This is a genomic window from Oleidesulfovibrio sp., assembly GCF_047973035.1.
Taxonomy (GTDB): domain Bacteria; phylum Desulfobacterota; class Desulfovibrionia; order Desulfovibrionales; family Desulfovibrionaceae; genus Oleidesulfovibrio.
This window is the reverse complement of record NZ_JBKEBF010000016.1, coordinates 24,163-46,665: the sequence shown is the minus strand read 5'-3', so window position 1 is coordinate 46,665 and position 22,503 is coordinate 24,163. Positions and strand designations below refer to the sequence as shown.

Sequence of the window (22,503 nt, the reverse complement as noted above, 5' to 3'; positions counted from 1 at the left end):
GGTGCCGTGGATATTACGTAGATACAGTTGGAAAAAATAAGGCAAAGATACAAGATTACATTAGGCACCAACTTGAGCATGATAAGCTTGGTGATCAATTATCTCTTCCATATTCTGGAAACCCGTTTACGGGTCGCAAGTAACAGAGATGCAGATGCCAGACGAACGTGCGCCTGCTAGGGCGCTGCTAGTAAGAAAGCCTTATAGGCGCATATGAAGAACCCCCAGCTATGCTGGGGGGTACCTTTTTTTGTGTGCTTTTAGCAGCGCTGGCTACTTTGCAATGCCTACTGCACGACGCTCGCGGATAACAGTAACGCGAATTTGTCCGGGGTAGGTAAGATTCTTCTCGATTTTTTCCGAGATATCTTTGCAAAGCAGGTAAGTTGTATCGTCATCAACCTCTTCAGAGTTGACGAGTACACGTATTTCACGGCCAGCCTGAATGGCGTAGGCTTTGGAAACACCTTCCATGCTGTTGGCGATACCTTCAAGATCTTCCAGTCGCTTGACGTAGTTTTCAAGCAGTTCCTTACGTGCGCCGGGACGTGCGCCGGAAAGGCTGTCCGCAGCCTGAACAAGCACAGCAAGTGCGCTTTTGGGCGGTACATCTTCATGGTGCGCCGCGATGGCGTGGATGATTTCTTTGGACTCGCCGTATTTTTTAGCCAGATCTGCACCGATAACGGCGTGCGGACCTTCAACGTCATGATCGACAGCTTTGCCGATGTCGTGCAGCAGACCTGCACGTTTGGCACGTTTTTCGTCCATGCCCAGCTCGGCAGCCATAATGCCGCACAGCGATGCCACTTCCATGGAGTGCTGGAGCACGTTCTGCGAGAAACTGGTACGGTACTTCAACTGACCCAGCAGGCGGATAATCTCGGGGTGGATGCCGTGAACGCCGACATCAAACGTTGCCTGCTCGCCGACTTCACGCAGCTGGACTTCCAGTTCCTGCTCACACTTGCGGACGATGTCTTCAATGCGTGCAGGGTGGATGCGGCCGTCACTGATAAGGCGCTCCAGAGCCATCTTGGCAATTTGTCTGCGCAAGGGGCTGTAGGCCGAAAGAATGACGGTTTCGGGGGTGTCGTCGATGATAAGGTCGACGCCTGTGGCGGCCTCAAGAGCGCGGATGTTACGGCCTTCACGACCAATGATCCGGCCTTTCATGTCTTCGCTGGGCAGGCTGACGGCTGTGACAGTCTGTTCGTTGACAAAGTCACCGGCATAACGCTGCACAGCGGTGGCCAGAATTTTCTGAGCACTGCGCGAAGCGGTTTCCTTGGCTTCGGTTTCGATGACTCGCATCATCTTACCGGCTTCGTGGCGGGTTCTTGCTTCAATCTCGCTGAAAATTCTAGCCTTGGCTTCTTCAGCGGTGAGGCCGGAAATTTCCTGAAGCTTTTTATCCTGCTCGGCGATTTTGTGCTCAAGCTCTTCTTCTTGCTGACCAAGCTTTCTTTCGCGCTTGTTCAGATCTTTTTCTACAGCAAGTGCTTCATGTTCTTTCGACGCAAGCTTTTCAAGTTTTTCTTCAAGACGTTCCGTCTGTTCCTGCAGCTTGCGTTCTCTGATTTTCAGTTCGTGTTCGCGCTCTTTGAACTCACGCTCAAGTTCGCGTTTCTGGTTGAAAAGCTCATCCTGCCCTTGGATAAGCACTTCCTTCTTGTGCGCCTGTGCTTCTTTGCGTGCTTCCTCAATGATGCGATCAGCCAGTTCGCGGGCGTCCTGCAGACGCTTGGCGCTGACTATCTTGTGCAGTACGAAGCCTGTGGCTGCTCCCACTGCGATGCCCACGAGGAGGAGTACGATTTCTAAAAGGCCCATATGCCTCGACTCCCTTTTATGGTAATCGGGTGCGTTGACCCGGTTGAATGAATCCCGATGCGGTCACGCTGACCGAGCGGTTCCATAAAGGGAAGCGGGCGAGCATGGAAATATGCGTTCTGCCTGCTGGATGATGCTTTCCCAAACGGGTACAGATGAAAGCATCTATGGGAGGTGGATACGACTTATACATTGAGGCCCCGGAGAGCCGTGTGCCTTCTATTGCAGGACCTGGTTGCCCAGGTGGACATCTGAGGCGGAACTTCAGGCTTCCCCGAGGGGCATGCACACCGAACCGCCGTTCCGATATCCTTGTATTATGCTTGTGAGGTCAGCAACAGTTGGTCAATCACGTACACTCCAGGGTAAACTCTCTTCTTCATCGCCCGTATCGGGCTGGTTATGCTCATCTATCTTTGCCAACAGCGCCGAGAGCTTTGTATGATACTCTTGTTGCTGGTGGTTTGATTGCAGCAAGTCGTCTGCCAATCCCAGAACCAGAAAAGTCAGGAGTTTTTCCTTGCTAAGCTGCTTCCCGTGGAATTTCAGTTTATTATAACGCTCTTCGACGAGCTGGCGTGCCTGTTCGACCCGTTGCGGATCGGCTTCGGCTTTAAAGGACACTTCAAGTCCCAGTACGGATAAGTTGTAGCTGCGCACGGTGCGCTCTATTCTTCCCCGGTGTGGGTTTTCAGTTTACCAAGCAGGGTATCCATGCGGGCCATAACGGTTTCACGCGTGGTTCGCTCCTGCTCGAGCGACTCCTTGAGTTCCCTGTTCTCATCTGCCAAAGCAGAAAGCCCTGAGTCTACCTCTTCTTTAAGGCGACGGTTATCTTCACTCAATGCCTCAATAGTTTCGAGGAGAGAGTCAATCCGGCTTTCCAGCTGGTCTAATAGCCCCATGTCTGAATTGTAATCATTTTGACGCATGAAATCAAGGATGGCGCTTTTTGCGCAGGTTTTTCTGACGTCCCCGTGCGATGGCAAGTTCACCATCTTCAACGTCTTTGGTTATTACGGAGCCGGCTCCCACCAAGGCCTCATCGCCTATTTTTACAGGGGCAACAAGGGCAGAGTTGCTGCCGATGAACGCTTTTGCACCGATTATGGTGCGATGTTTATTTATTCCATCATAGTTGCAGGTAATGGTTCCTGCACCGATATTTGCTTCGCTTCCTACATCGGCATCGCCAAGATAGGTCAGGTGGCTTGCTTTGGCACCTTTACGCAGAATGGCTTTTTTCATCTCAACAAAGTTGCCGACTCTTGCATCTTCTTCCATCACTGCGCCCGGTCGCAAGCGGGCATACGGGCCGGCAACGGCACCCGTGCCTATTTCTGCCTGCTCAACATGGCTGAAGTTGCGCAGTTCGCAGGCAGGATGCAGGACGCTGTTTTTTACCCAGCAGTGAGAATGAATAACTGCTTCTGCACCAATAGCCGTCTTTCCGTATAGTTCACAAGGCCCGTGAATAATGGCCCCGGGCTCTATGGTTACCTCCGGCCCGATGCGGACTGATTCCGGGGCATGAATATGGACACCCCGCTCAAGGTGCGATTCGACAATCTGCCGGCGTAGCGACTCTTCGGAACGGGCAAGTTCCGCAGGAGTGTTCACGCCCATCAGGTTTGTATCGTGTCCGCACTCAACTCCATGTACATGGAGTTCCTCTGTCACTGCAAGACCGATAATGTCGGTAATATAATATTCACCGTTGGCGTTTGCGTTTGATAATCTGGATAGCAGCGGTGCGACGGTTGCCACTTTCAGCAAATAAATTCCGGCATTCACCTCGTTTGGTTCAGGGCCGAATGTATTTTCGTCGTAATCTTTCACTTCAACAATAGCGTTCACCTTGCCCTTTACGCGCACTACGCGCCCAAAGGCATTTTTTTCATCCAGTGTAAGCGTGATAAAGCCAACGTCCGCTTGTGCTGCTGTTGTTTCGGCTACCAGTTTTTCAAGCGCACTTTGCTGAACCAGCGGAGTGTCCCCATTGATTGCCAGAATAAACTCTGCGCCTGAGGCTGCTATATCATCCCAGGCACACTGCAGCGCATGACCTGTGCCCAGCTGCTCTTCCTGCATGACAAAGCTGCGTTGTTCTTCTGCAAAGGCATCACGGACAAGCTGAGCACCATGCCCGATAACAGTCCAGATACCGCCCTGTATGATGGGGTCTAAGGCTCTGTATACAAAACGCAGAATCGGCTCCCCCAAAAGCTCCTGTAATACTTTTGGCTTATGAGAGAACATGCGCGTGCCTTTGCCCGCCGCAAGGATCACTGCGCCTATGGAATACTTGTGCGAGGACATAATGTCTCCGTGTGAGTATCTTAGTTAACCTGTCTGATTAGTACAGGTGGAAAAACAAATGAAAACTACAGATAGAAACCATCTATTGTAAAGATAAATACGAGAAAACTATACGTTCATCTTTGATTGTGAGGTTGAAGTTGGTAAGGGCAATACTGTATCGGACCGTGGGCTGCACCGATAATATTGGAAGAGGTGAGGTCTTTTTCGGCATATGTCGGAGCAGTTTTAGCTATAAGTGGGCGGTACAGATGTGACGCTGAATGCATCAAAAAGGGGGATCATATTTTGTGAATAATGCGCGATGTTCGCGGAAGCCAGCATGGCGTGGGAGGAGAGGGGACGTCGCGTCGCCGTTCATGCGTTTCGAGTAGTTCCTTCTGAGGGCTGACTTTTAAATGTATGCAAAGGCAAGCTTGAAGGCCGCCCAAAGACAAACGGAGTGGAGTTACCACTTGCGCGTCACATGGAAGCAGCCCCTCTGTTTTGTAACACCGTTACAGTGGGCAGAGACAATAATAAAAAAACGGGCCGACTAATGTCGGCCCGTTTAAGGTTCTGGTTGCTACCGTTGCGTGATGCCTAGGCAGCGTCACGCACCCGGAGGCGAGCCAAAGCACGCTGCAGAGCGGCTTCAGCACGGGTGGCGTCGACTTTGTCACGCTGGACATTCAAGCGCTCTTTAGCGCGTTCTTGTGCCTTGCGTGCGCGTTCGATGTCGATGTCCTCGGCCCGTTCGGCAGATTCGGCCAGAATGGTTACCTTGTTGTCAGAGACTTCAGCGAAGCCGCCGGAAACAAAGGCGTAATGAGTCTTGCCGTTAGCCTTATAGTACAGGCTGCCGATAGCCAGGGCAGAGAGGAACGGGATGTGGTTGGGCAGTACGCCGAACTCACCCTCGTACCCGGGGGCGCCGACATAGTCCACCTGCTCGCTCAGGACGACCTTGTCCGGTGTCACGATTTCAAGCTGGAGAGACTTTTCCATGAGTCAGCTCCTTAAGACTGCTGACGCTGATTGAAGCGCTCAACCGCCATTTCGATGCCGCCCACCATGTAGAAGTCGTTCTCACCAAGGTGGTCGTATTCACCGTTCAGAATGCCGCGGAATGCCTTAATGGTGTCCTCGAGCTTTACGTATACGCCGGGGGTACCGGTGAATACTTCCGCCACGTGGAAGGGCTGAGACAAGAAACGCTGGATGCGGCGTGCGCGTGCAACAGTCTGCTTGTCTTCGTCGGACAGTTCGTCCATACCCAGAATGGCGATGATATCCTGAAGGTCTTTGTACTTCTGCAGAACCATCTGAACTTCACGGGCTACACCGTAGTGTTCGGCACCAACAACGTTGGGGTCGAGAATACGGGAGGTGGAGTCGAGCGGGTCAACCGCAGGGTAGATACCAAGTTCTGCGATCTGACGGGAAAGAACGAGAGTACCGTCAAGGTGCGAGAAGGTGGTAGCAGGTGCGGGGTCAGTAAGGTCATCCGCAGGTACGTAAACAGCCTGAACCGAGGTGATTGAACCCTTGGTTGTAGATGTAATACGTTCCTGCAGGCCGCCAAGGTCAGTACCCAGAGTCGGCTGGTAACCAACCGCAGAAGGCATACGACCGAGCAGTGCGGATACTTCCGAACCGGCCTGTGTAAAGCGGAAGATGTTATCAACGAACAGAAGAACGTCCTGGTTTTCTTCGTCACGGAAGTACTCTGCGCAAGCAAGTGCGGTCAGAGCAACACGTGCACGTGCTCCTGGGGGTTCGTTCATCTGGCCGTAAACAAGCGCTGCTTTTTCAAGAACGCCTGCGTCTTTCATTTCATGGTAAAGGTCGTTACCTTCACGGGTACGCTCACCAACACCTGCGAACACGGAGATACCGCCGTGCTGCTTTGCGATGTTGTTGATCATTTCCATCAGAATAACCGTCTTACCAACACCGGCGCCGCCGAAGAGACCCATCTTGCCACCCTTGGGGAAGGGGATAAGAAGGTCAACAACCTTGATGCCGGTTTCAAGCAGTTCAACGTTTGTGTTCTGCTCGTTGAATTCAGGTGCGGGACGGTGAATGGGCAGACTCTTTGCAGCGTCGATATCGCCCATTTCGTCCACGGGACGGCCCACAACGTTCATGATGCGGCCCAGAGACGCGCTGCCTACGGGCACCATGATGGGGTTACCAGTGTCGGTCACTTCCATGCCGCGTACGAGACCTTCGGTCGCGTCCATGGCGATAGTACGAACAACGTTGTCACCCAAGTGCTGTGCCACTTCGCAGATAAGCTCGGGGCAGTCAGTGTTGTTGGGGTTCTGAATCACCAACGCGTTCAAAATGTTGGGAAGGTTGCCATCGGCAAACTCGACGTCAACAACGGCGCCGATGACCTGAGTGATCTTGCCTATGTTACTCATACCTCTTTAGCTCCCTTTTATCCTTTCAGGGCTTCAGCGCCGCCGACGATATCCATGAGATCTCGGGTGATCGCTGCCTGTCTGGTCTTGTTAAAGAGCAGAGTCAGGGAACGAATCATGTCGTCGCAGTTTCTTGTGGCGTTGTCCATCGCTGTCATACGTGCAGCGTGCTCACTGGCCGAAGTGTCCAGAAGACCACGGTAAATCTGCACTTTAATGAAGCGGGGCAGAAGCTCTGCAAGCAGGCCTTCAACGGCGGGTTCGTAGGTGTACTCCTTGGAAGGAGCTGCAACTTCTTCTTCACCTTCTGCTGCTGCCATGGGCAGAAGCTGGAGGCGCTGAGGAACCTGCCTAACCATACTCTGGAATTCGCCGTAAACCATGACTACTTCGTCCAGCTCGCCAGTCAGGTAAGCGTGAATGACGTCCAGTCCGAGCGAGTTAGCCATTGAGAAATCAAACGAGTTCATTTCGTTGATAACTTCTTTGGCTATTTCAAACTCAGTCTTTTTGACGGCATCGCGGGCTTTTTTGCCAACGCAGTAAAACTTTACTGTCTTGCCTTCCTGAGCCTTTTGCCTTGCAAGACGCAGTGCGTCATTGATCAGGTTGACGTTGAAGCTGCCACACAGGCCGCGGTCAGAGGTGGCGAGGATAATACCGCAGGTATTAACTTCTTCACGCTTTTCCAGCAGCGGGTGGACAGACGAGTCGGCCTGAGATGCAAGGTCGCCCAGCATTTCATAGAACTTAGCAGCATAAGGTCTGAAACGTTCTATGCGGGACTGAGCACCGCGCAACTTGGCCGAGGCCACCATGTTCATCGCTTTGGTGATCTGTTTGGTCTTCTTCACACCGGCGATTTTAAGTTGGACATCTTTCAAAGAAGGCATAATACCCCCCGCGATTAGGCGGTGAAGCCTTTTTTGAACTCTTCGAGAGCCGCTTTCATGCGTCCTTCGATGTCGTTGTCAATGGCCTTTTTCTCGTCAAGATCCTTGAGGATATCACCCTTGGCGTCTCTCAGGAACTCAAGGTAACCAGCTTCAAACTTACGGATAGCTTCAACCGGTACGTCGTCCATGAAGCCGCGGGTCGCAGCGTACATGGAAGCTACCTGCTCGTTGAACGGCATGGGCTGGTACTGGGGCTGCTTAAGCAGTTCAACCAGACGTGCACCACGGTTCAGCTTAGCCTGAGTGGCCTTGTCAAGGTCGGAGCCGAACTGCGCAAACGCAGCCAGTTCACGGTACTGGGCAAGGTCAAGACGCATGGTACCTGCAACCTGCTTCATAGCCTTAATCTGTGCAGCGCCACCAACTCGGGAAACGGACAGACCAACGTTAATTGCGGGGCGGATACCTGCGTTGAACAGGTTGGGCTCGAGGTAAACCTGACCATCAGTAATGGAGATAACGTTGGTCGGGATGTAAGCGGATACGTCACCGGCCTGAGTTTCAATGATGGGCAGTGCGGTCAGAGAACCGGCACCCAGGCTGTCGTTTACTTTTGCAGCGCGCTCAAGTAAGCGCGAGTGCAGGTAGAAAACGTCACCGGGGAATGCTTCACGTCCGGGAGGACGGCGGAGCAGCAGGGACATCTGACGGTAAGCAGTAGCCTGCTTGGACAGGTCATCATAAATGATGAGAGCATGTTTGCCGTTGTCGCGGTAGAATTCAGCCATTGCACAGCCTGCGTAGGCGGCGATGAACTGAAGCGGTGCAGGCTCGGAAGCGGTAGCGGAAATGATGGTGGTGTATTCCATCGCGCCGTGCTTCTTCAGGGTGTCTGCAACCAGTGCAACGGTGGAGCGCTTCTGACCGATAGCCACGTAGAAGCAGTGGATGTCGGTGTTTTTCTGCGCAAGGATGGCATCGATGCAGACAGCGGTTTTACCGGTCTGACGGTCGCCGATGACGAGTTCGCGCTGGCCGCGGCCGATGGGTGTCATGGCGTCGATAGCCTTGATACCGGTGGGCATGGGCTCGTGCACGGACTTACGTGCGATGATGCCGGGAGCTTTAAGCTCAACAGGACGGTAGTCGGTAGAATCTACCGGTCCTTCACCGTCGATGGGCTGGCCGAGGGGGTTAAGAACACGGCCCATGACCGCATCGCCCACCGGCACAGAGAAGATCTTGCCGGTACGTTTTACCGGGTCGCCTTCTTTAATGTTGGTATCGGGACCCAGCAGGGCGACACCAACGTTGTCTTCTTCAAGGTTCAGAACCATACCCATGAGGCCGCCGGGAAATTCCAGCAGTTCCATGGCCATGGCGTTACGAACACCGTAAACGCGTGCAATACCGTCACCGACGTACAGTACGGTACCGGTTTCGCTCATCTCGACTCGCTGTTCGTAATTCTGAATCTGCGATTCGATGATCTGGCTGATTTCTTCGGTCTTAATCTGCATGGCCCTACTCACCCCTCTTGATGTTATCCTTCAGAATGCCCAGCTGTGCGCGCAGGCTGGCATCAAGAACACGGTCACCGACCTTCAGCACGACGCCGCCAAGGATGTCCTTGTCTACGCTGAAGCTCAGCTCAATCTTCTGTCCGGCCTGCTCTTCGAGCTGGGCCTTTACTGCGTCGCGCTTGGCTTTAGCCAATTTGATAGCAGTAACCAGCTCGCCGCGGATGACACCTTTTTCGGCATCAAGCAGAAGACTGTAAAACGCGTTAATGTCCGGCAGGTCGGCCAGTCTACCTTTGTCTGCAAGCAGGTTGCAGAAATTGCTGACAGTTTGGCCTGCACCAGCGGCTTTTAAAAGCTTGCCCAGTACCGAGCGCTTTTCTTCGATGCTGAAAAGCGGGTTACGGAACAGTCTGGCAAGCGCGGGAGATTCCTCCACGGCCTTAGCAATGGCGGAGAGCTCGGAACCGAAAGCATCGAGTTCGGCAAGCCCCTGCTTTTGCCCTATGGCAAAAAGCGCCCTTGCATACCTACGAGCTGCGATGTTGCCGGTCAATTGAGCACCACCTTTGTTAAGTACTTGTCGATGAGCTTTTCTTGCTCTTTACCGTCCAGACGCTCTTTGAGCAGCTTTTCGGTTGCTTCAACGATCAGGTCAGCCATTTCTTCGCGCATAGCATCTTTGGCGTACTTGACTTCGTTTTCAGCAGACTTTTTGGCTTGTTCAACGATTTGCTTGGCAGAGACTTCTGCCTTGCTGATGATGGCTGCTTTCAGAGCCTCACCTTGAGCCTGATACTCTGCGAGAATGGCTTTGCGCTCATTTTCGAGATCTGCGATACGCTTTTCCACGTCACCAAGTTGTTTCTTGGCATCTGTTTTACGCGTTTCCAGATCGTTGAGTTCCAGCTCAATGCCTTTGCGTCGTCCGCCAAAGAAAGCAATAAGCTTCTTGCCGGCCGCGTAGTAGATGATTGCGATAAAGATCGCAAAGTTGGCTAGCCTGAACCCGAGGTTTGTCCAATCGTAATGGCTTTCCCCGGAAGCGGCTTCACCGCCGGCTGCCTGCGCAACGCCCGTGGCCAGGAGCACTACGCCAAGAACTAACAACAGTTTTCTCAGCCCTTTCAAAGCCGAACCCTCCTTCACTTTCGCCGTAAGTGTTAACCGAGGACCTTGGCCGTGGCCTTTTCCGCCAGGGCGCCCACTTGCCCTTTCAGCGTATCCATAGCCGCTTTTACATCCTTGGCAACCTGCTCACGGGAAGCTTGCAGGATGGCCTGTGCCTCGTTAGAGGCTGCTGTAACAAGCTCCTGCTCCTTGGCGAGGCCTTCTTCTTTCTTTGCTTCGCGAGCGGCAGTGGCGCCGCGGCGTGCTTCAGAAAGGGCAGCCTCATAGTTGCTGAGCTTCTGGTTGGCATTTTCGAGGAACCCCTCGGTATCGCCTACCAGTCCCGACATCTTGTCAGCCCGCTGCTTGATGATCTCCCTAATTGGCCGAATAAGGAGAGCATTCAGCACCAGGAGCGTGACAAGAAAGTTCACCAACTGAATCAGTAAGGTGAAGTCTAAATTGATCATGCCTGCTCCCTTGGTGAGGTTGTGAATTTAAGCTCAAAGTCACGATGGGTTTAGCCAATATAACCCGTTGTGTCAAAGCCTTTTTTGGAAATTTATGATAGCTTGTGAAAAAATTCCTGAATGTAACTGTCTGTTTAAACAGTATATACATGAAAAAAGGGTCGCTATTGCGACCCCGTGATTACTTGGAGTCTTCAGAAGTGGCTGCGGGGTTTTCTGTGTCCTTCATGACGACATCCCCCTGCAATACTGCACCTTCTTCGATAACAAGAGAGGGCGTATTGAGAGTGCCCATCATCTGGGCAGTGCGGTGCAGCACAGCTTTTTTGGCTGCGACTACAGTACCTTGAACCTTTCCGCTGATGATGATCTGTCCCACGTTGAACTGCCCCTGAAGGTTGGCTTCCTTGCCCACGATCAAGGTTCCTTCGGAGTTGATCTCCCCGGTGAAGGACCCGTCTATGCGAACTGATCCCTGAAAGTTCAGCTTGCCGTTGTATACTGTTCCCGCCCCCAAAAAGGCATTGATTTCATCTTTAGACATCCGTGAAAGCTCCTTACTGGATCGCGAAAATAGAGACATGACGCGTTATCCTTTCATGACTCCGATCATGATGCTTTGAAAACAAACCGGCGCATGGACACATTAAGCACCAGTCCTATCAGACAGAAGTTTACAATGGTGGCACTACCCCCGTAACTGATAAAGGGTAGGGGGATACCTACCACCGGCATAAGCCCGACTACCATGCCCATGTTTATGAGAATTTGCCAGAAGAAATAGAAGAACACTCCCGCGCATAAAAAACTGCCGAAGCGGTCCTTGGCATCTCTTGCAGAATTAAATATGGCCAGCAGGAACAGGCAGAACATGGCCAGCAGGATCATGTTGCCGATAAAGCCCCATTCTTCTCCGAACACTGCCACGGCAAAGTCTGTGTGTTTTTCCGGTAAAAACCGTAACTGCGACTGCGTTCCTCCCAGAAAACCTTTGCCCCATATCTGACCTGAGCCGATGGCAATCTGAGACTGGATGATGTGATACCCTGAACCCAGCGGATCGCGCTCCGGGTCAAGAAACGTGAGAATGCGCTGTTTCTGGTAATCGTGCAGGGCAAACCAGCCTAACGGAATGAGGGGGGGCAGTGTGAAGAGGCATGTTTTAAATACGTGCTTTGCAATGCCGCGATACAAAATGACCCCGCCTACGTTCAGCAGGACGTTTAGGGTTGTCCCGAGGTCAGGCTGTGTGACAATAAGCGCTGCAGGAATAAGGCATATGCCTAATATCTTGAGTAACTCGCCCCAGTCCAAGGGTTGTCCGCCACGTGAAAGCAGACGGGCTGCAATGATCAGCGTGCTGATTTTTGCCAGCTCACTTGGCTGCAGGTTGAACAGGCCGAGTGATAGCCAGCGTTTGGCGCCGTACACTGTGACACCGAACAGGTGCACTCCGACCAGCAGCAATACCGTGAGGATGAAGATGGGCCACGCAAGGCTTTTCAGGTGACGATAGTCAAACAGCATGACTGCAAGCATGCAGCCCATGCCTACGGTGCCCCATATAAGCTGCTTACGGTAAAAAGAGGAAAGGGTAATACCCTCATCCACGCGAAAGCCGGAAGCAGAGTACAGGTTTGCCACGCCCACGCCGAAGAGCAGCAGGGTCATGGCGATAAGGCCCCAGTTCATATGGGTAAGGACGCGTCTGTCTATAGGGCTCATCAGTTTACTTCCTTTACTGATTCCAGAGGGCCGAACAGGTGGTCGAAAATCTCTTTTACAACAGGACCTGCAGCACTGCTGCCGCCTCCGCCATGTTCGACCATTACGACGACAACATAGCGCTTGTCGCCTTTTTCTCCCCACGCAGCCATCCAGCCGTGGTCACGCTCCCAGTATTCCATTTCGTCTTTTTTACGGCGTTCTTCACCCACAATACGAACGACCTGTGCAGTACCTGTTTTACCGCCTATGACTGCATCCGGTCTGCGCAGTTTGCGGGCGGTACCACGAGCGGAGTCTACGGTTTCCACCATGGTCTTCAGAATAGTCTTCATGGTTGCACTGCTTGCAGGGATTGTTCTTTGAACTTGCGGAGGTTCATCAAGCAGCAGCTGCGGCTTAAGCAATTTGCCTCCGTTCATCAGCGCACCAAGATAACGGGCTATTTGAAGCGGGGTGACCAGTGTAAAACCCTGCCCGATGGAAATGTTCAGAGTTTCGCCCCGTTGCCAGCCTTCGCCGAAACGCTTACGCTTCCACTCGCGGGAAGGAACGAGGCCGGAACGTTCATGCGGCAGGTCAATTCCCGTCAGTTCGCCAAAGCCGGAAGCCTTGGCATATTCTTCGATGCGGTCAATACCAATTTTGTCTGCCACATCATAAAAATAAACGTCGCAGGATTCCACAAGCGCTTTGTTAAGATCGGTCTTGCCATGCCCCCACTTTTTCCAGCAGCGGAATACACGGTTCCCCATCGGGTAGCGTCCGTTGCAGAATACTGTTTCTTTCGGGTCGACAACCTTATCCTCAAGAACAAGCGCGGCCATCAGTAATTTCCAGATGGAAGCCGGAGGATAGACGGACTGGATAACTCTGTTTTGCATCGGGTGGCGCGGGTTGTCGCGCAGCGCTGCCCATTCCTTGTTTGTCAGGCCGCGGGCAAAAGCGTTGTTGTCGAATGCAGGAGCTGTAACCAGCGCCAGCAGCTGGCCCGTGTCGGGGTCCATAACCACAATGCAGCCAGCCTGCCCTTCCAGCAGATGGAAAGCTTTGTGCTGCAGTTCAAGGTCGATGGACAGGTTAATGTTCTCACCGGCCTCCGGCGCACGGAGAATGTTGTGAGTCAGGTCGCGACCGACTACGTCCACCTCAAGCTGGCGTAGTCCCTTACTGCCGCGCAGGCGGTTTTCCAGTATCAGTTCAAGCCCTTGCTTGCCGACAGTGTCACCCAGTGACAGTTCGGGGTCTTCTTCAAGCTTCTTTTCGTCAGCTTCACTCACGTACCCTAACAAGTGCGCAAGTTCAGGCCCTGTGGGGTAGAAGCGGCGAGGGCGGACGATAATTTCCAGCCCGGGCCAGCGGTTGATGTTTGCTTCAACCACGGCAAGCAATTCGAAAGGAATATCCGGTACAAGGATAAGCGGCTCAAATGATTTTACCTTGCGTCTGTCACGTGTGTAACGGTCGGTAATGTCTTTAAGCGGGATGCCGGTCCACTGGCTTATCTGGGCAAGCGTGGAAGGGATGTCGCGACAGTCTTCACGTACCAGCCCCAGACCGTACGCAGGGCGGTTTTCTGCCAGCAGGGCCCCGTGGCGGTCGCGTAAAAGGCCCCGCGGAGCATACATCTGCTCCTGTCTTAACCTGTTGTCACTGGCTAAGCGTGCGTATTCTTCGCCTTTATGAATCTGCAGATACCAGAAGCGCAGGGCAAAAATAAGGAAAAGCAGTGCGACAAGGCCCTGAAGCAGAATCATGCCGGTGCGAGGCGGCTGGAAGCCTTCCGAATCAAGCTGGACTTTCATCGGTGACGAACCTCGCTCTGATAAGACGAACCAGCAGCCAGCATACAGGGATTACAAGAGCCTGTATGATGCTTTCATGAATAAGAGGCTGCAACAGCAACGGGATATCCTGTAACATGGCCATGATACGTATTATGCCGTAATGCACCAGCCCAAGCGTAGCGGAAAGCAGCAGGACAAAAGAGATGTTATGCGCTTCAAACAGCCAACGACCGGCTTGAAAAAGTACAATGGTGATCAGGTACTGGGCGACGGCCGGTCCGAAAGACATTGTGCCGCAGCCTTCCTGAATAAGTGAAAAGAATATGACGAGCCAGAATGTCTGGACAGAACGTTGTTCCTGAAGCGCAATGATCAGCCCCGGCAGAAGAAAATCAATGCCGGGTACGAATTTTTGAGCCCATATGGCGGCTATGGAATAAAAAAACCACCAGATAACATTGCGCATGATCGGATGTCTCTTGGTATTGCTGGTCAAATAAGGGTGCCGCCCCATGGGGCGGCACATACATTATACGACGTTATTGCGGGCTGGTCGCGTTGGTATGCTCTGCGTGAGAATCTTCCTCCTGCACTGTGTCCGTCTGATGGAGCATGGCAGGACGACCGGGGGGCCGTTGCAGCAGCAGTACTTCTTCCAGCCGTTCTATGTTGGCCAGCGGTGTTGCATGCACCGTTTGAAATAGCGATATGTCAGAATGCTCGATGCGCTTGATGCGGGCAACAGGCAGTCCTTTGGGATACGCGCCTGCAAGCCCTGATGTCACAAGGATTTCGCCTTCTTCCAGTTTCGCATTAAGCGGAACAAATCGCAGCACCAGTTCCGAGCGCGGCCCTGTACCCATCAGAATGCCGGGGGTGCGGCTGTCTCTGCCAAGTACGGCAACCCTGCTGGAAGGGTCTGTAATAAGCTGTACAGTGGCCGTAAACGGCCCTGCCCGCATGATTCGCCCTACAACCCCTGTGTGCGTAACAACAGGTGTGTTCGATCCGGCTCCCTGCAGGTAGCCTTTGTTCAGCATGATGCTGGACAAAGCTGCTTCGGAGCCAAGTCGCTGGGCGATGATACGGGCGCCTACACGTTCCCATTCCGCCGGAGCGGAAAAACCGTTAAGGGCGCGCAGCCGCAGTAGTTCCTGTTCTTCTTCGCGTGCCTGTGCCAGTTCGAAAGAAAGCTCTTTCACTTTGGCGGCAAGCTGTTCATTCTGTTCGCGTACATCTATCAGATAAATGTAGTTTGCCCAGAAATCGACAGCGTTTCTATGTATCCACTCGCCCGGCTTTAGCACGGCACCTGCGAATTCCAGTCCGGTATGCGAAGCCGCATCATCCAGAAAGCCGGTACGCAGGTTCCATGTGTATAACCCGAGGTACAAAAACAGAATAAAGAACAGTACGGCTAAAATGCGTTTGGGCGAGGCGTTAATCGATTGCGACCTCCTTCAGGATGTCCAGATTGTCCAACGCCTTGCCGGTGCCGACAACAACAGTGGAGAGCGGGTCATCCACAACGGTGATGGGCAGAGAGGTTTCTTCGCGCAGCAGCTGATCAAGCCCCTTCAGCAGGGCCCCGCCGCCGGTAAGAACGATGCCGCGGTCAACGATATCGGCGGCAAGTTCGGGCGGAGTCTGTTCCAGTGCGACACGTACGGCCTGAACAATTGAATCTACCTGTTCGGAGATTGCCTTGCGTACTTCTTCAGACGTGATGGTAATGTTCTGGGGAATGCCGGTAACAAGGTCGCGTCCTTTCACCTCAAGCTGCTGCTCGGGGTCCATGGGATATGCGGAACCGGTTTTGATTTTGATTTCTTCAGAGGTGGATTCACCGATAAGCATGTTATACTTACGTTTTACGTGCGTCATGATGGCTTCATCCATCTTGTCGCCGCCAACGCGGACAGATCGCGAATACACTACGCCGGAAAGAGAAATGACTGCAACTTCCGTGGTGCCGCCGCCGATGTCTACAACCATGTTGGAGGTAGGCTCCTGAATGGGCAGATTGGCACCGATGGCTGCGGCCATAGGTTCTTCGATAAGGTACACCTCGCGTGCACCGGCACTCTGGGCAGATTCTTTTACTGCGCGCTTTTCAACCTGCGTAATACCTGTGGGCACGCAGATGATAATGCGCGGGCGAACCAGACGGCGCGAATTGTGTACTTTTGAAATAAAGTGGCGAAGCATGGCTTCGGTAATTTCAAAGTCAGCGATGACACCGTCTTTCATGGGACGGATGGCCTGAATATTACCGGGGGTACGGCCCAGCATGCGCTTGGCATCCTGACCGACAGCCAGTACAACATTGCCGCCGCGGTTGTCTTTTTTAACAGCAACTACGGAAGGCTCGCGCAGAACAATACCTTGTCCTTTTACATAGACACAGGTGTTTGCGGTGCCCAGGTCAATAGCCAGGTCGTTGGAAAACATACCCAGCATGAAATCTATTGCTTTAGCCATTATTGTCTCACTTGCCTCTGGGGAAATGGGTGCGTATTTCAGTTTTTATTAACAGCGTGTGCTGCCAAATTGTCCGACTTGTCAACTGGAAAACCGATGAACAGATATCACCAGCTTTCTGCATACTGGCGCAACATGTACGGTGCGCGGATACAAAAAATTCCTCTTGATGCGGGTTTTACATGCCCGAACCGTGATGGAACCTTATCAACACGTGGTTGTATTTTTTGCAATCCTCAAGGTTCCGGATCTGGTCTGGGACTTAAAGGGGTTACCCTGCCGGAGCAATGGGCATATTGGCAAGGGGTTTACGGGCCTCGCCACAAGTCGGGGTTATACATAGCCTATTTACAGGCATTTTCCAATACATATGGACCACTCGAAAAGCTTGAAGACACACTTTCCCAAATTGAAGGGCTCACTGGTGTCATCGGTATCGGTATCGGAACCCGCCCCGACTGCCTTGATGAGCAGCGTCTTGACCGCATAGCCCGAAGTCTTGAGCGCATCAATGCCACTCTGGCTGTGTCGGGTATACTAGGTGAAGGCGTTTGCGGCAAGAGCAGGGCTGAAATTTGGCTGGAACTGGGGCTGCAGACATCCAATGACGAAACTTTGCTGCGGATTAACCGCGGACATGATTATGCAAGTTTTGTAAACGGCGTGCATATGGCCCATGACCGCGGTATAAAAGTTTGTGCGCACCTTATTGCAGGGCTCCCCGGCGAAACTGTGGCGGACTTTTCGCAGACTGTTGCTGATGTAGCCGCGTTGCCGGTGGCAGGCGTGAAATTTCACAGCCTGTATGTAGCAGAGGGGACCGGAGTTGCCAGACTTTGGCGCGAAGGGTTGTATGAGCCTATGGGTATGGAAGAATACGCCCGTGCGGTCGCCCATGCGCTGCCCGTTTTTTCCGCGGATGTGGTTATACACAGACTTACCGGAGATGCTGCCGAGGGCGAACTGCTTGCACCGGACTGGAATACCGGAAAGCGGGGCGTGATTGCCAAAATAGAGGCTATTTTGGGGGATGAAGATATCTGGCAGGGTAAGTTTGCGGATGCGCCGGGTGCTGTGCCCGCATGGTTCAACCATGAGCTGGCTCTGCCGGAGGGGCAGAGAGCTGCATGGCGCAGAGCCATGTCAGAACGTTGCAACAGCTTGAGAGATTCAGACGAAAGTGCCATGCTGTAGCCACGTGGGGCGGTTTCAGGGATATACCTGAAGCGCAGCCTCCGGCTGAACTGTGGCTGCACGTACTTTGCGTGTTTGCTATGTGTTCAGCTTTCCGGAATATCCTGATGAGACTGCAGGCGGCTGCATCTCTTTTTGCCTTGTCTGGCATGGATAACGGGTACTGTGCCCGAACACATCAGGCAGCTTGTCTGATGATAGCGGTGTGTTGTTTATACGGCTTTCAGCCTGCAATGCAGCACAACAGGGGATGGCTATGTACGATATGGAACTGTTGGTCAGCGGGCCTCTTGCCATGCTGCTTGATTGGACCGGCGGGCCGGATGCCGAGGATGCGGCTTCGCGATGCCGCAGCCGTTGTATAGCAAGTATCGGCTTACGCTGGTCTGCCGGACTGGAGGAAAGTGGTCTGCTGTCGGGCTGTGCCTTGCCGCGACCCGGAGCGGAAGCTGAGGATTCACTTGCCCGGACGGCCGTTGCCTATGCAGGCGAGGTACCTTCAGGCAGGCAGAACGATGTTGCGTCACTTTCGCCGGAAGGCAGGGAGCTGTTGCATCTGCTTGGCAGGTATGTAGCGGGTGAAGCTGTTGAGTGGCCTGCGCTGGAATTTCCCATGCAGAGCCTTTCTCCGTTTACTCGTGATGTGCTGGAAACCCTGCGTACACGTGTTCCCAGAGGCCATACTGTAACTTACGGACAACTTGCCGAAATGGCAGGTCGTTCCGGTGCGGCTCGCGGGGTAGGGCAGATAATGGCGCGTAACCGCTGGCCGCTTCTGATTCCCTGCCACAGAGTGGTGGGCAGTAACGGATCGATGGTAGGATTTACCGGTGGCGGAGTAGATATGAAACGGTATCTGTTGCAGCTTGAAGGGGGCATTCTGTAATACTTCTTGTCTGGCTCCAGCTGGCTATGAAATCAGCAAGGCGCACCAGGACGGCAATGTGACGGGAACATAGGTACCTGCTACAAATCGTGCCGGAAGCGTGGCCGTTTTTTCCGGAACGTCAGGATCTTGCCAGCGTCTGTCCGCAGTGCATAATGCATGAGTCCATGACTGTTGTCGTGCAAGCGGCGTGATTGCCGCATCAATGGGAAAGCTGACTTTTTCATTAGAACAATTAAGCAGCAACCATGAGCTATACATATGCTCAGGGTCTGTCCTGCCTATACTCAGCACAGTCGGGTGTGGACGTTGCGTGGTAAGCCTGTCAAAAGAAGGGCTGTCCAGTGAGGGCAGCGTCTGGCGCAGCCTGATGCAGCGTCTGTATAACGAGTGAATAATTCCGTGCCGCCCTGTGTGCCGCAAGTCCCAAGAAAGGCGTGACCTTGCAAATGACGTTTGCGCATGTGGCGCAGGCGGAGTAATGCCTTTATCTGGCCATCCGAATTCTTTTGCTTCCCGTGCTCTTCCTTTTGCTACTGCAGAGTTCAACGAGTCGCTGTGATCTATGAAAAAGTGGAACGGAGCCGGATCGTTGTACTCTTCACCCATGAAAAGCAGCGGAACAAAAGGGGAAAGCAGCAACGCCGCCGTAATCATTCGTCTGGAAGCATCGCAGGTCAGCATGTGCATCCGTTCGCCCAGCGGACGGTTGCCTATGGTATCGTGATTTTGCAGATACGCAATGATGTGTTCAGGCTTCAGGTTGTCCGGCTTGCTGCCATACGGGCCGTTTTGCCACGGCAGAATTTGTCCTTGCCGGAACCAGCCTTGCGTGAAGATTGTTTCAAGCGCGTCTATGGTAAATATTCTGGAATCATGATCAGTCCCGTCGTCGGGATTGGTTGTAGAATTTTCGGATGTTGCAGTAGCGGGTGTGACGACATTCTGCAAATCCGTAGCTTGTTCTCTGTCTTTTACAGGGTGAAAGTCAGCATAAAATCCGTGGCGTTCTCCTGTTGTCAGCGCATGCACTGCGTGGTGAAAATCGTCACTCCACTGCGAGTCGAGGCCGAAGCCTCCATCACTTTGCGGGGTGACCAGATGGATTTCGTTGCGCGTGCTTTCTGCAATAATGTGCAACCTGCGACCGGTTGTCCGGCTGAGGATGGCGGTCTCACGGGAAAGGGTCGCCAGTATATGTTCTGCTGATTTATCAATGATATACGGTGTGGCATCAAGCCGCAGGCCGTCCATATGAAAATGTGCCAGCAGCCTGAGACAACAGTCCAGAAAAAAACGCCTGACAGGGCCGCTGTTAGGGCCGTCGAAGTTGGGGCAGGCTCCCCATGGTGAATGATGAGAACTGGACAGGTAAGGCCCGAATCGGGGCAGGTAATTTCCTTCCGGTCCGAGGTGGTTGAGAACCACATCGCCGTACACCGCAAGCCCGCAAGCGTGTGCCGTATCAACAAAACGCCTCAGAGCATCGGGGCCGCCCAGCCTGTGGTGCACCGAGTACGGAAATACACCATCGTACCCCCAGTTCCAGCGTCCGGTAGATTCGACAAGCGGCATAAGCTCCACGGCGGTAACGCCTAAGTCTGCGATATCCGGCAACCGCTGCGCTGCCGCATCCAGAGAGCCTTCTGGAGTAAATGTACCGGTATGGATTTCGTAAATGACGGCATTCTTCATGCTGACAGCACCGAAGGATTCGTCAGTCCACGTAAATGCTGCCGGATCGTCCAGCATCGACGGGCCGTCAATTCCGCGGGGTTGGTGCGCTGAAGCTGGATCGGGCAGCAGGTCCTTACCCAGACGGAAACGATAGAGAGTACCTGCAGGCAGGTCGCTTACTATCGCTTCGCGCCAGCCGTGACTGGTGTACTGCAGCGGTATTTCCTGTTCGCGTGGCTGTTCGATAACCAGCGTTGCCGGTTTACGGCGGGGGCTCCACAATCTGAAAAACCAGCTGTTGTTGCTAAGATGTCTGGGCCCGTGGGCTGGAATAAATACATTTTCCATAGTTAGAAGATGCTTTGAGCATGGAACAAAGTCAATGGGCATGAACAGAGTTCTGCAACTTGAAGCATGATTGCAGTTATGGCACTTGTGGTTCTGAGCGACAAAAAAGGGAACTATGAACGATAAAGCCACAATCATACCAACTGTACTGGAAAGACTAGGTAAACTTGAGGTCGGACAGTGCCTTGATATGCGTACCTTCAAACGTAACCGTTCGGTAGCTATTGTCTGTACTGGTAACGATAACTTTACGGTTGTTGAGCGCGGATTTCATGAAGAAACATGGCACGATATGTCAGCGGAAAAGATTAAGCGCCTGCTGAAAACCTTGCTTAAGAGAGAATTCCCGCGCAGTCACAAAATACGCCTTTACACGTTGGATTCTTTTGATGATGCCGATGTGAACCGCATGGGGCACGGGTCCGGGCGGTTCGGGGCATGATGGTTCCGCTAAATAGCGCCGTGCAGGAAGTTTTGCGACGGCTTAAGAAATTGCCGGATGGCGGTGCAGTGGATATGCGCACTTTCAAGCGTGACCGGTCGGTTATGGTACAGAAGTGCGGGAACGGTACGTATCGTATTGTGCAGGATGGTTTTGAACAGCGTACCTTTGCGGACGTGCCCGAAGCAAAACTGAAGAAACAATTGCAGTCATTACTTTCTAAGGAATTTCCACGAAGCAATAACGTCCGGCTGTATCAGGTGGATGTGGAATAACGGGCAATGCCCTTGTATGTTAAGATGCTGAAAAGCCTTGATCGGAGCGGGCGTAACGCCCAGAGAAAACGCAAAAAGATAAGTGGTGATTGCGAGGGCTGCCGGCACCGGAAAGGCAAAAGTGCAATATACCAGATTGATGGAACGTATGCACAGAGTTTGGGAAGATAAAAGTAGCTTTTTAGTTGCCGGACTTCTGCTGTGGCTTGGCTGCATACGTTACTAGCGGGAAGGGGGGCCTTTTAGTCTGATCTGATTTTCCGGGGGGCGTATCTGCGCTAACTCACTGTTCCAGCCTGCCACGAAGACGTAGTCCGTTTGCTTTTACCATTCTGTATACTTTGAAATGTCTTGCTCCTGATTCCGGTCCCGTATTCTTTATTGCAGAACAATATGGCGACATGATGAATGTTTCATCCGTCGCCGTTTTTGTCTGGTGCTGCTACTCGCGCCAGTGTTCCGGTTTGTCCATTGCCTTGGCGCATCTTACTGTTCCGCTCACTCCGATTATGGCTTCAGGCTTCAGGGGCAGCATCATCCACGCATCGGCAACTTCTTCGGGTATGGGGTAGGGAGCATGGAATCCTTGTCTTGCTGCGGGCGCAAAGCCGCACCTCGGATAATAGTCTGGATGGCCCAGAACAAAGACCAATTCACATTCCTGCTGTTTGAGCAGTTGCAAGCCATACGAGATCAGTTGCGTTCCTATTCCTTGCGACTGCATTTCAGGTATGATTGCGAGTGGTGCCAGAATCTGGACGTTAATCTTGTATGGCGTCCCTTCGATGTGCGCCGCTGTGAATAGAATGTGCCCGATAGGTGTTCCATCGGCGTTACAGGCAATGACAGAAAGAGCAGGCAATGCGGATGGATCGTTAAGGAGATCCTGAACCATTTCTGCAACAGAGGGGTCGTGGGGGAAAGCGGCAAGGTGAATATCCAGAATGGCAGCAAAATCTGTAGGTTCTGCTCTTCTGAAGGATACAGCCATATGGTCCTCGCTAGGAATGGATGTTTATTGCATACGCTGTAGGTATGCTAAAAACTCTTCTGTATTGTGGTCAATGATTGCGCAATGTGTTGTCTGTTGAAACGAAAAGGGTGGAGTTCTTCACTTGCAAAGTATTAACGC

At 52.8% G+C, this 22,503-nt stretch carries 22 protein-coding genes, 1 other RNA gene and 2 pseudogenes; 5 read left to right on the top strand and 20 right to left on the bottom strand.

Annotated features, from left to right (window positions below):
- Positions 1-143 (top strand): annotated as a pseudogene (locus ACK5LI_RS04810) (IS200/IS605 family transposase); the annotation flags it as partial.
- 130 nt (positions 144-273) lie between these two features.
- Here the strand turns inward: ACK5LI_RS04810 and rny are convergent.
- From rny to ACK5LI_RS04720, 18 genes and pseudogenes are all read right to left on the bottom strand, one after another.
- Positions 274-1,833, bottom strand: a complete 1,560-nt coding sequence (rny, locus tag ACK5LI_RS04805) for a ribonuclease Y (RefSeq protein WP_416946763.1) — start codon at positions 1,831-1,833, stop codon at positions 274-276.
- 193 nt (positions 1,834-2,026) lie between these two features.
- A non-coding RNA gene (gene ssrS / locus ACK5LI_RS04800) (6S RNA) lies at positions 2,027-2,203 on the bottom strand.
- Between the two features lie 98 nt (positions 2,204-2,301).
- Positions 2,302-2,457 (bottom strand): annotated as a pseudogene (zapA, locus tag ACK5LI_RS04795) (cell division protein ZapA); the annotation flags it as partial.
- 44 nt (positions 2,458-2,501) lie between these two features.
- Positions 2,502-2,738, bottom strand: coding sequence for a cell division protein ZapB (locus ACK5LI_RS04790; RefSeq protein WP_416946761.1), 237 nt, complete (start codon positions 2,736-2,738; stop codon positions 2,502-2,504).
- 31 nt (positions 2,739-2,769) lie between these two features.
- Positions 2,770-4,152 (bottom strand): bifunctional UDP-N-acetylglucosamine diphosphorylase/glucosamine-1-phosphate N-acetyltransferase GlmU, encoded by a 1,383-nt coding sequence (gene glmU / locus ACK5LI_RS04785; RefSeq protein ID WP_416946759.1) that lies wholly within the window; start codon positions 4,150-4,152, stop codon positions 2,770-2,772.
- Between the two features lie 582 nt (positions 4,153-4,734).
- Positions 4,735-5,139, bottom strand: coding sequence for a F0F1 ATP synthase subunit epsilon (locus ACK5LI_RS04780; protein ID WP_416946757.1), 405 nt, complete (start codon positions 5,137-5,139; stop codon positions 4,735-4,737).
- Positions 5,140-5,150: 11 nt separating this feature from the next.
- Complete coding sequence (gene atpD / locus ACK5LI_RS04775; RefSeq protein WP_416946755.1) at positions 5,151-6,560, bottom strand: F0F1 ATP synthase subunit beta; 1,410 nt, start codon at positions 6,558-6,560, stop codon at positions 5,151-5,153.
- A gap of 17 nt (positions 6,561-6,577) precedes the next feature.
- Positions 6,578-7,453, bottom strand: coding sequence for a F0F1 ATP synthase subunit gamma (locus ACK5LI_RS04770; protein ID WP_416946753.1), 876 nt, complete (start codon positions 7,451-7,453; stop codon positions 6,578-6,580).
- A 14-nt stretch (positions 7,454-7,467) separates the two neighbouring features.
- Complete coding sequence (gene atpA / locus ACK5LI_RS04765) at positions 7,468-8,976, bottom strand: F0F1 ATP synthase subunit alpha (RefSeq protein ID WP_416946751.1); 1,509 nt, start codon at positions 8,974-8,976, stop codon at positions 7,468-7,470.
- Positions 8,977-8,980: 4 nt separating this feature from the next.
- The gene (atpH, locus tag ACK5LI_RS04760) at positions 8,981-9,532 is read right to left on the bottom strand and encodes an ATP synthase F1 subunit delta (RefSeq protein ID WP_416946749.1); all 552 of its coding nucleotides are present in this window, start codon (positions 9,530-9,532) and stop codon (positions 8,981-8,983) included.
- On the bottom strand, positions 9,529-10,107 hold the full coding sequence (locus ACK5LI_RS04755; protein WP_416946747.1) for a F0F1 ATP synthase subunit B: 579 nt from the start codon (positions 10,105-10,107) through the stop codon (positions 9,529-9,531). The genes atpH and ACK5LI_RS04755 overlap by 4 nt, the downstream gene beginning before the upstream one ends.
- Before the next feature lie 32 nt (positions 10,108-10,139).
- The gene (locus ACK5LI_RS04750) at positions 10,140-10,556 is read right to left on the bottom strand and encodes an ATP synthase F0 subunit B (RefSeq protein WP_416946745.1); all 417 of its coding nucleotides are present in this window, start codon (positions 10,554-10,556) and stop codon (positions 10,140-10,142) included.
- 181 nt (positions 10,557-10,737) lie between these two features.
- The gene (locus ACK5LI_RS04745) at positions 10,738-11,100 is read right to left on the bottom strand and encodes a bactofilin family protein (RefSeq protein WP_416946743.1); all 363 of its coding nucleotides are present in this window, start codon (positions 11,098-11,100) and stop codon (positions 10,738-10,740) included.
- A gap of 65 nt (positions 11,101-11,165) precedes the next feature.
- Positions 11,166-12,281 carry a rod shape-determining protein RodA gene (rodA, locus tag ACK5LI_RS04740; protein WP_416946741.1) on the bottom strand — a complete coding sequence of 372 codons (1,116 nt, stop codon included), beginning with the start codon at positions 12,279-12,281 and terminating at the stop codon, positions 11,166-11,168.
- On the bottom strand, positions 12,281-14,086 hold the full coding sequence (gene mrdA, locus ACK5LI_RS04735; protein ID WP_416946739.1) for a penicillin-binding protein 2: 1,806 nt from the start codon (positions 14,084-14,086) through the stop codon (positions 12,281-12,283). Before mrdA ends, rodA begins: the two co-directional genes overlap by 1 nt.
- Positions 14,070-14,534, bottom strand: coding sequence for a hypothetical protein (locus tag ACK5LI_RS04730; RefSeq protein WP_416946737.1), 465 nt, complete (start codon positions 14,532-14,534; stop codon positions 14,070-14,072). Before ACK5LI_RS04730 ends, mrdA begins: the two co-directional genes overlap by 17 nt.
- A gap of 73 nt (positions 14,535-14,607) precedes the next feature.
- A complete protein-coding gene (mreC, locus tag ACK5LI_RS04725; protein WP_416946735.1) occupies positions 14,608-15,462 on the bottom strand; it encodes a rod shape-determining protein MreC in 855 nt (284 codons plus the stop codon).
- 46 nt (positions 15,463-15,508) lie between these two features.
- Positions 15,509-16,549, bottom strand: coding sequence for a rod shape-determining protein (locus tag ACK5LI_RS04720; protein WP_416946733.1), 1,041 nt, complete (start codon positions 16,547-16,549; stop codon positions 15,509-15,511).
- Positions 16,550-16,645: 96 nt separating this feature from the next.
- Here ACK5LI_RS04720 and ACK5LI_RS04715 point away from each other — a divergent pair, with 96 nt between their 5' ends.
- Together ACK5LI_RS04715 and ACK5LI_RS04710 are read left to right on the top strand one after the other, a co-directional pair.
- A complete protein-coding gene (locus tag ACK5LI_RS04715; RefSeq protein WP_416946731.1) occupies positions 16,646-17,743 on the top strand; it encodes a TIGR01212 family radical SAM protein in 1,098 nt (365 codons plus the stop codon).
- Between the two features lie 256 nt (positions 17,744-17,999).
- On the top strand, positions 18,000-18,629 hold the full coding sequence (locus ACK5LI_RS04710) for a methylated-DNA--[protein]-cysteine S-methyltransferase (RefSeq protein WP_416946729.1): 630 nt from the start codon (positions 18,000-18,002) through the stop codon (positions 18,627-18,629).
- Between the two features lie 24 nt (positions 18,630-18,653).
- Here ACK5LI_RS04710 and ACK5LI_RS04705 read toward each other — a convergent pair whose 3' ends face one another.
- Complete coding sequence (locus tag ACK5LI_RS04705; RefSeq protein ID WP_416946727.1) at positions 18,654-20,654, bottom strand: alpha-amylase family glycosyl hydrolase; 2,001 nt, start codon at positions 20,652-20,654, stop codon at positions 18,654-18,656.
- 115 nt (positions 20,655-20,769) lie between these two features.
- On the opposite strand from ACK5LI_RS04705, the gene ACK5LI_RS04700 reads away from it, so the two are divergent.
- The gene (locus ACK5LI_RS04700) at positions 20,770-21,096 is read left to right on the top strand and encodes a hypothetical protein (protein WP_416946725.1); all 327 of its coding nucleotides are present in this window, start codon (positions 20,770-20,772) and stop codon (positions 21,094-21,096) included.
- Positions 21,093-21,371, top strand: coding sequence for a hypothetical protein (locus ACK5LI_RS04695; RefSeq protein WP_416946723.1), 279 nt, complete (start codon positions 21,093-21,095; stop codon positions 21,369-21,371). Before ACK5LI_RS04700 ends, ACK5LI_RS04695 begins: the two co-directional genes overlap by 4 nt.
- 442 nt (positions 21,372-21,813) lie before the next feature.
- Here ACK5LI_RS04695 and ACK5LI_RS04690 read toward each other — a convergent pair whose 3' ends face one another.
- Positions 21,814-22,362, bottom strand: coding sequence for a GNAT family N-acetyltransferase (locus ACK5LI_RS04690; RefSeq protein ID WP_416946721.1), 549 nt, complete (start codon positions 22,360-22,362; stop codon positions 21,814-21,816).
- Between the last annotated feature and the right edge of the window lie 141 nt (positions 22,363-22,503).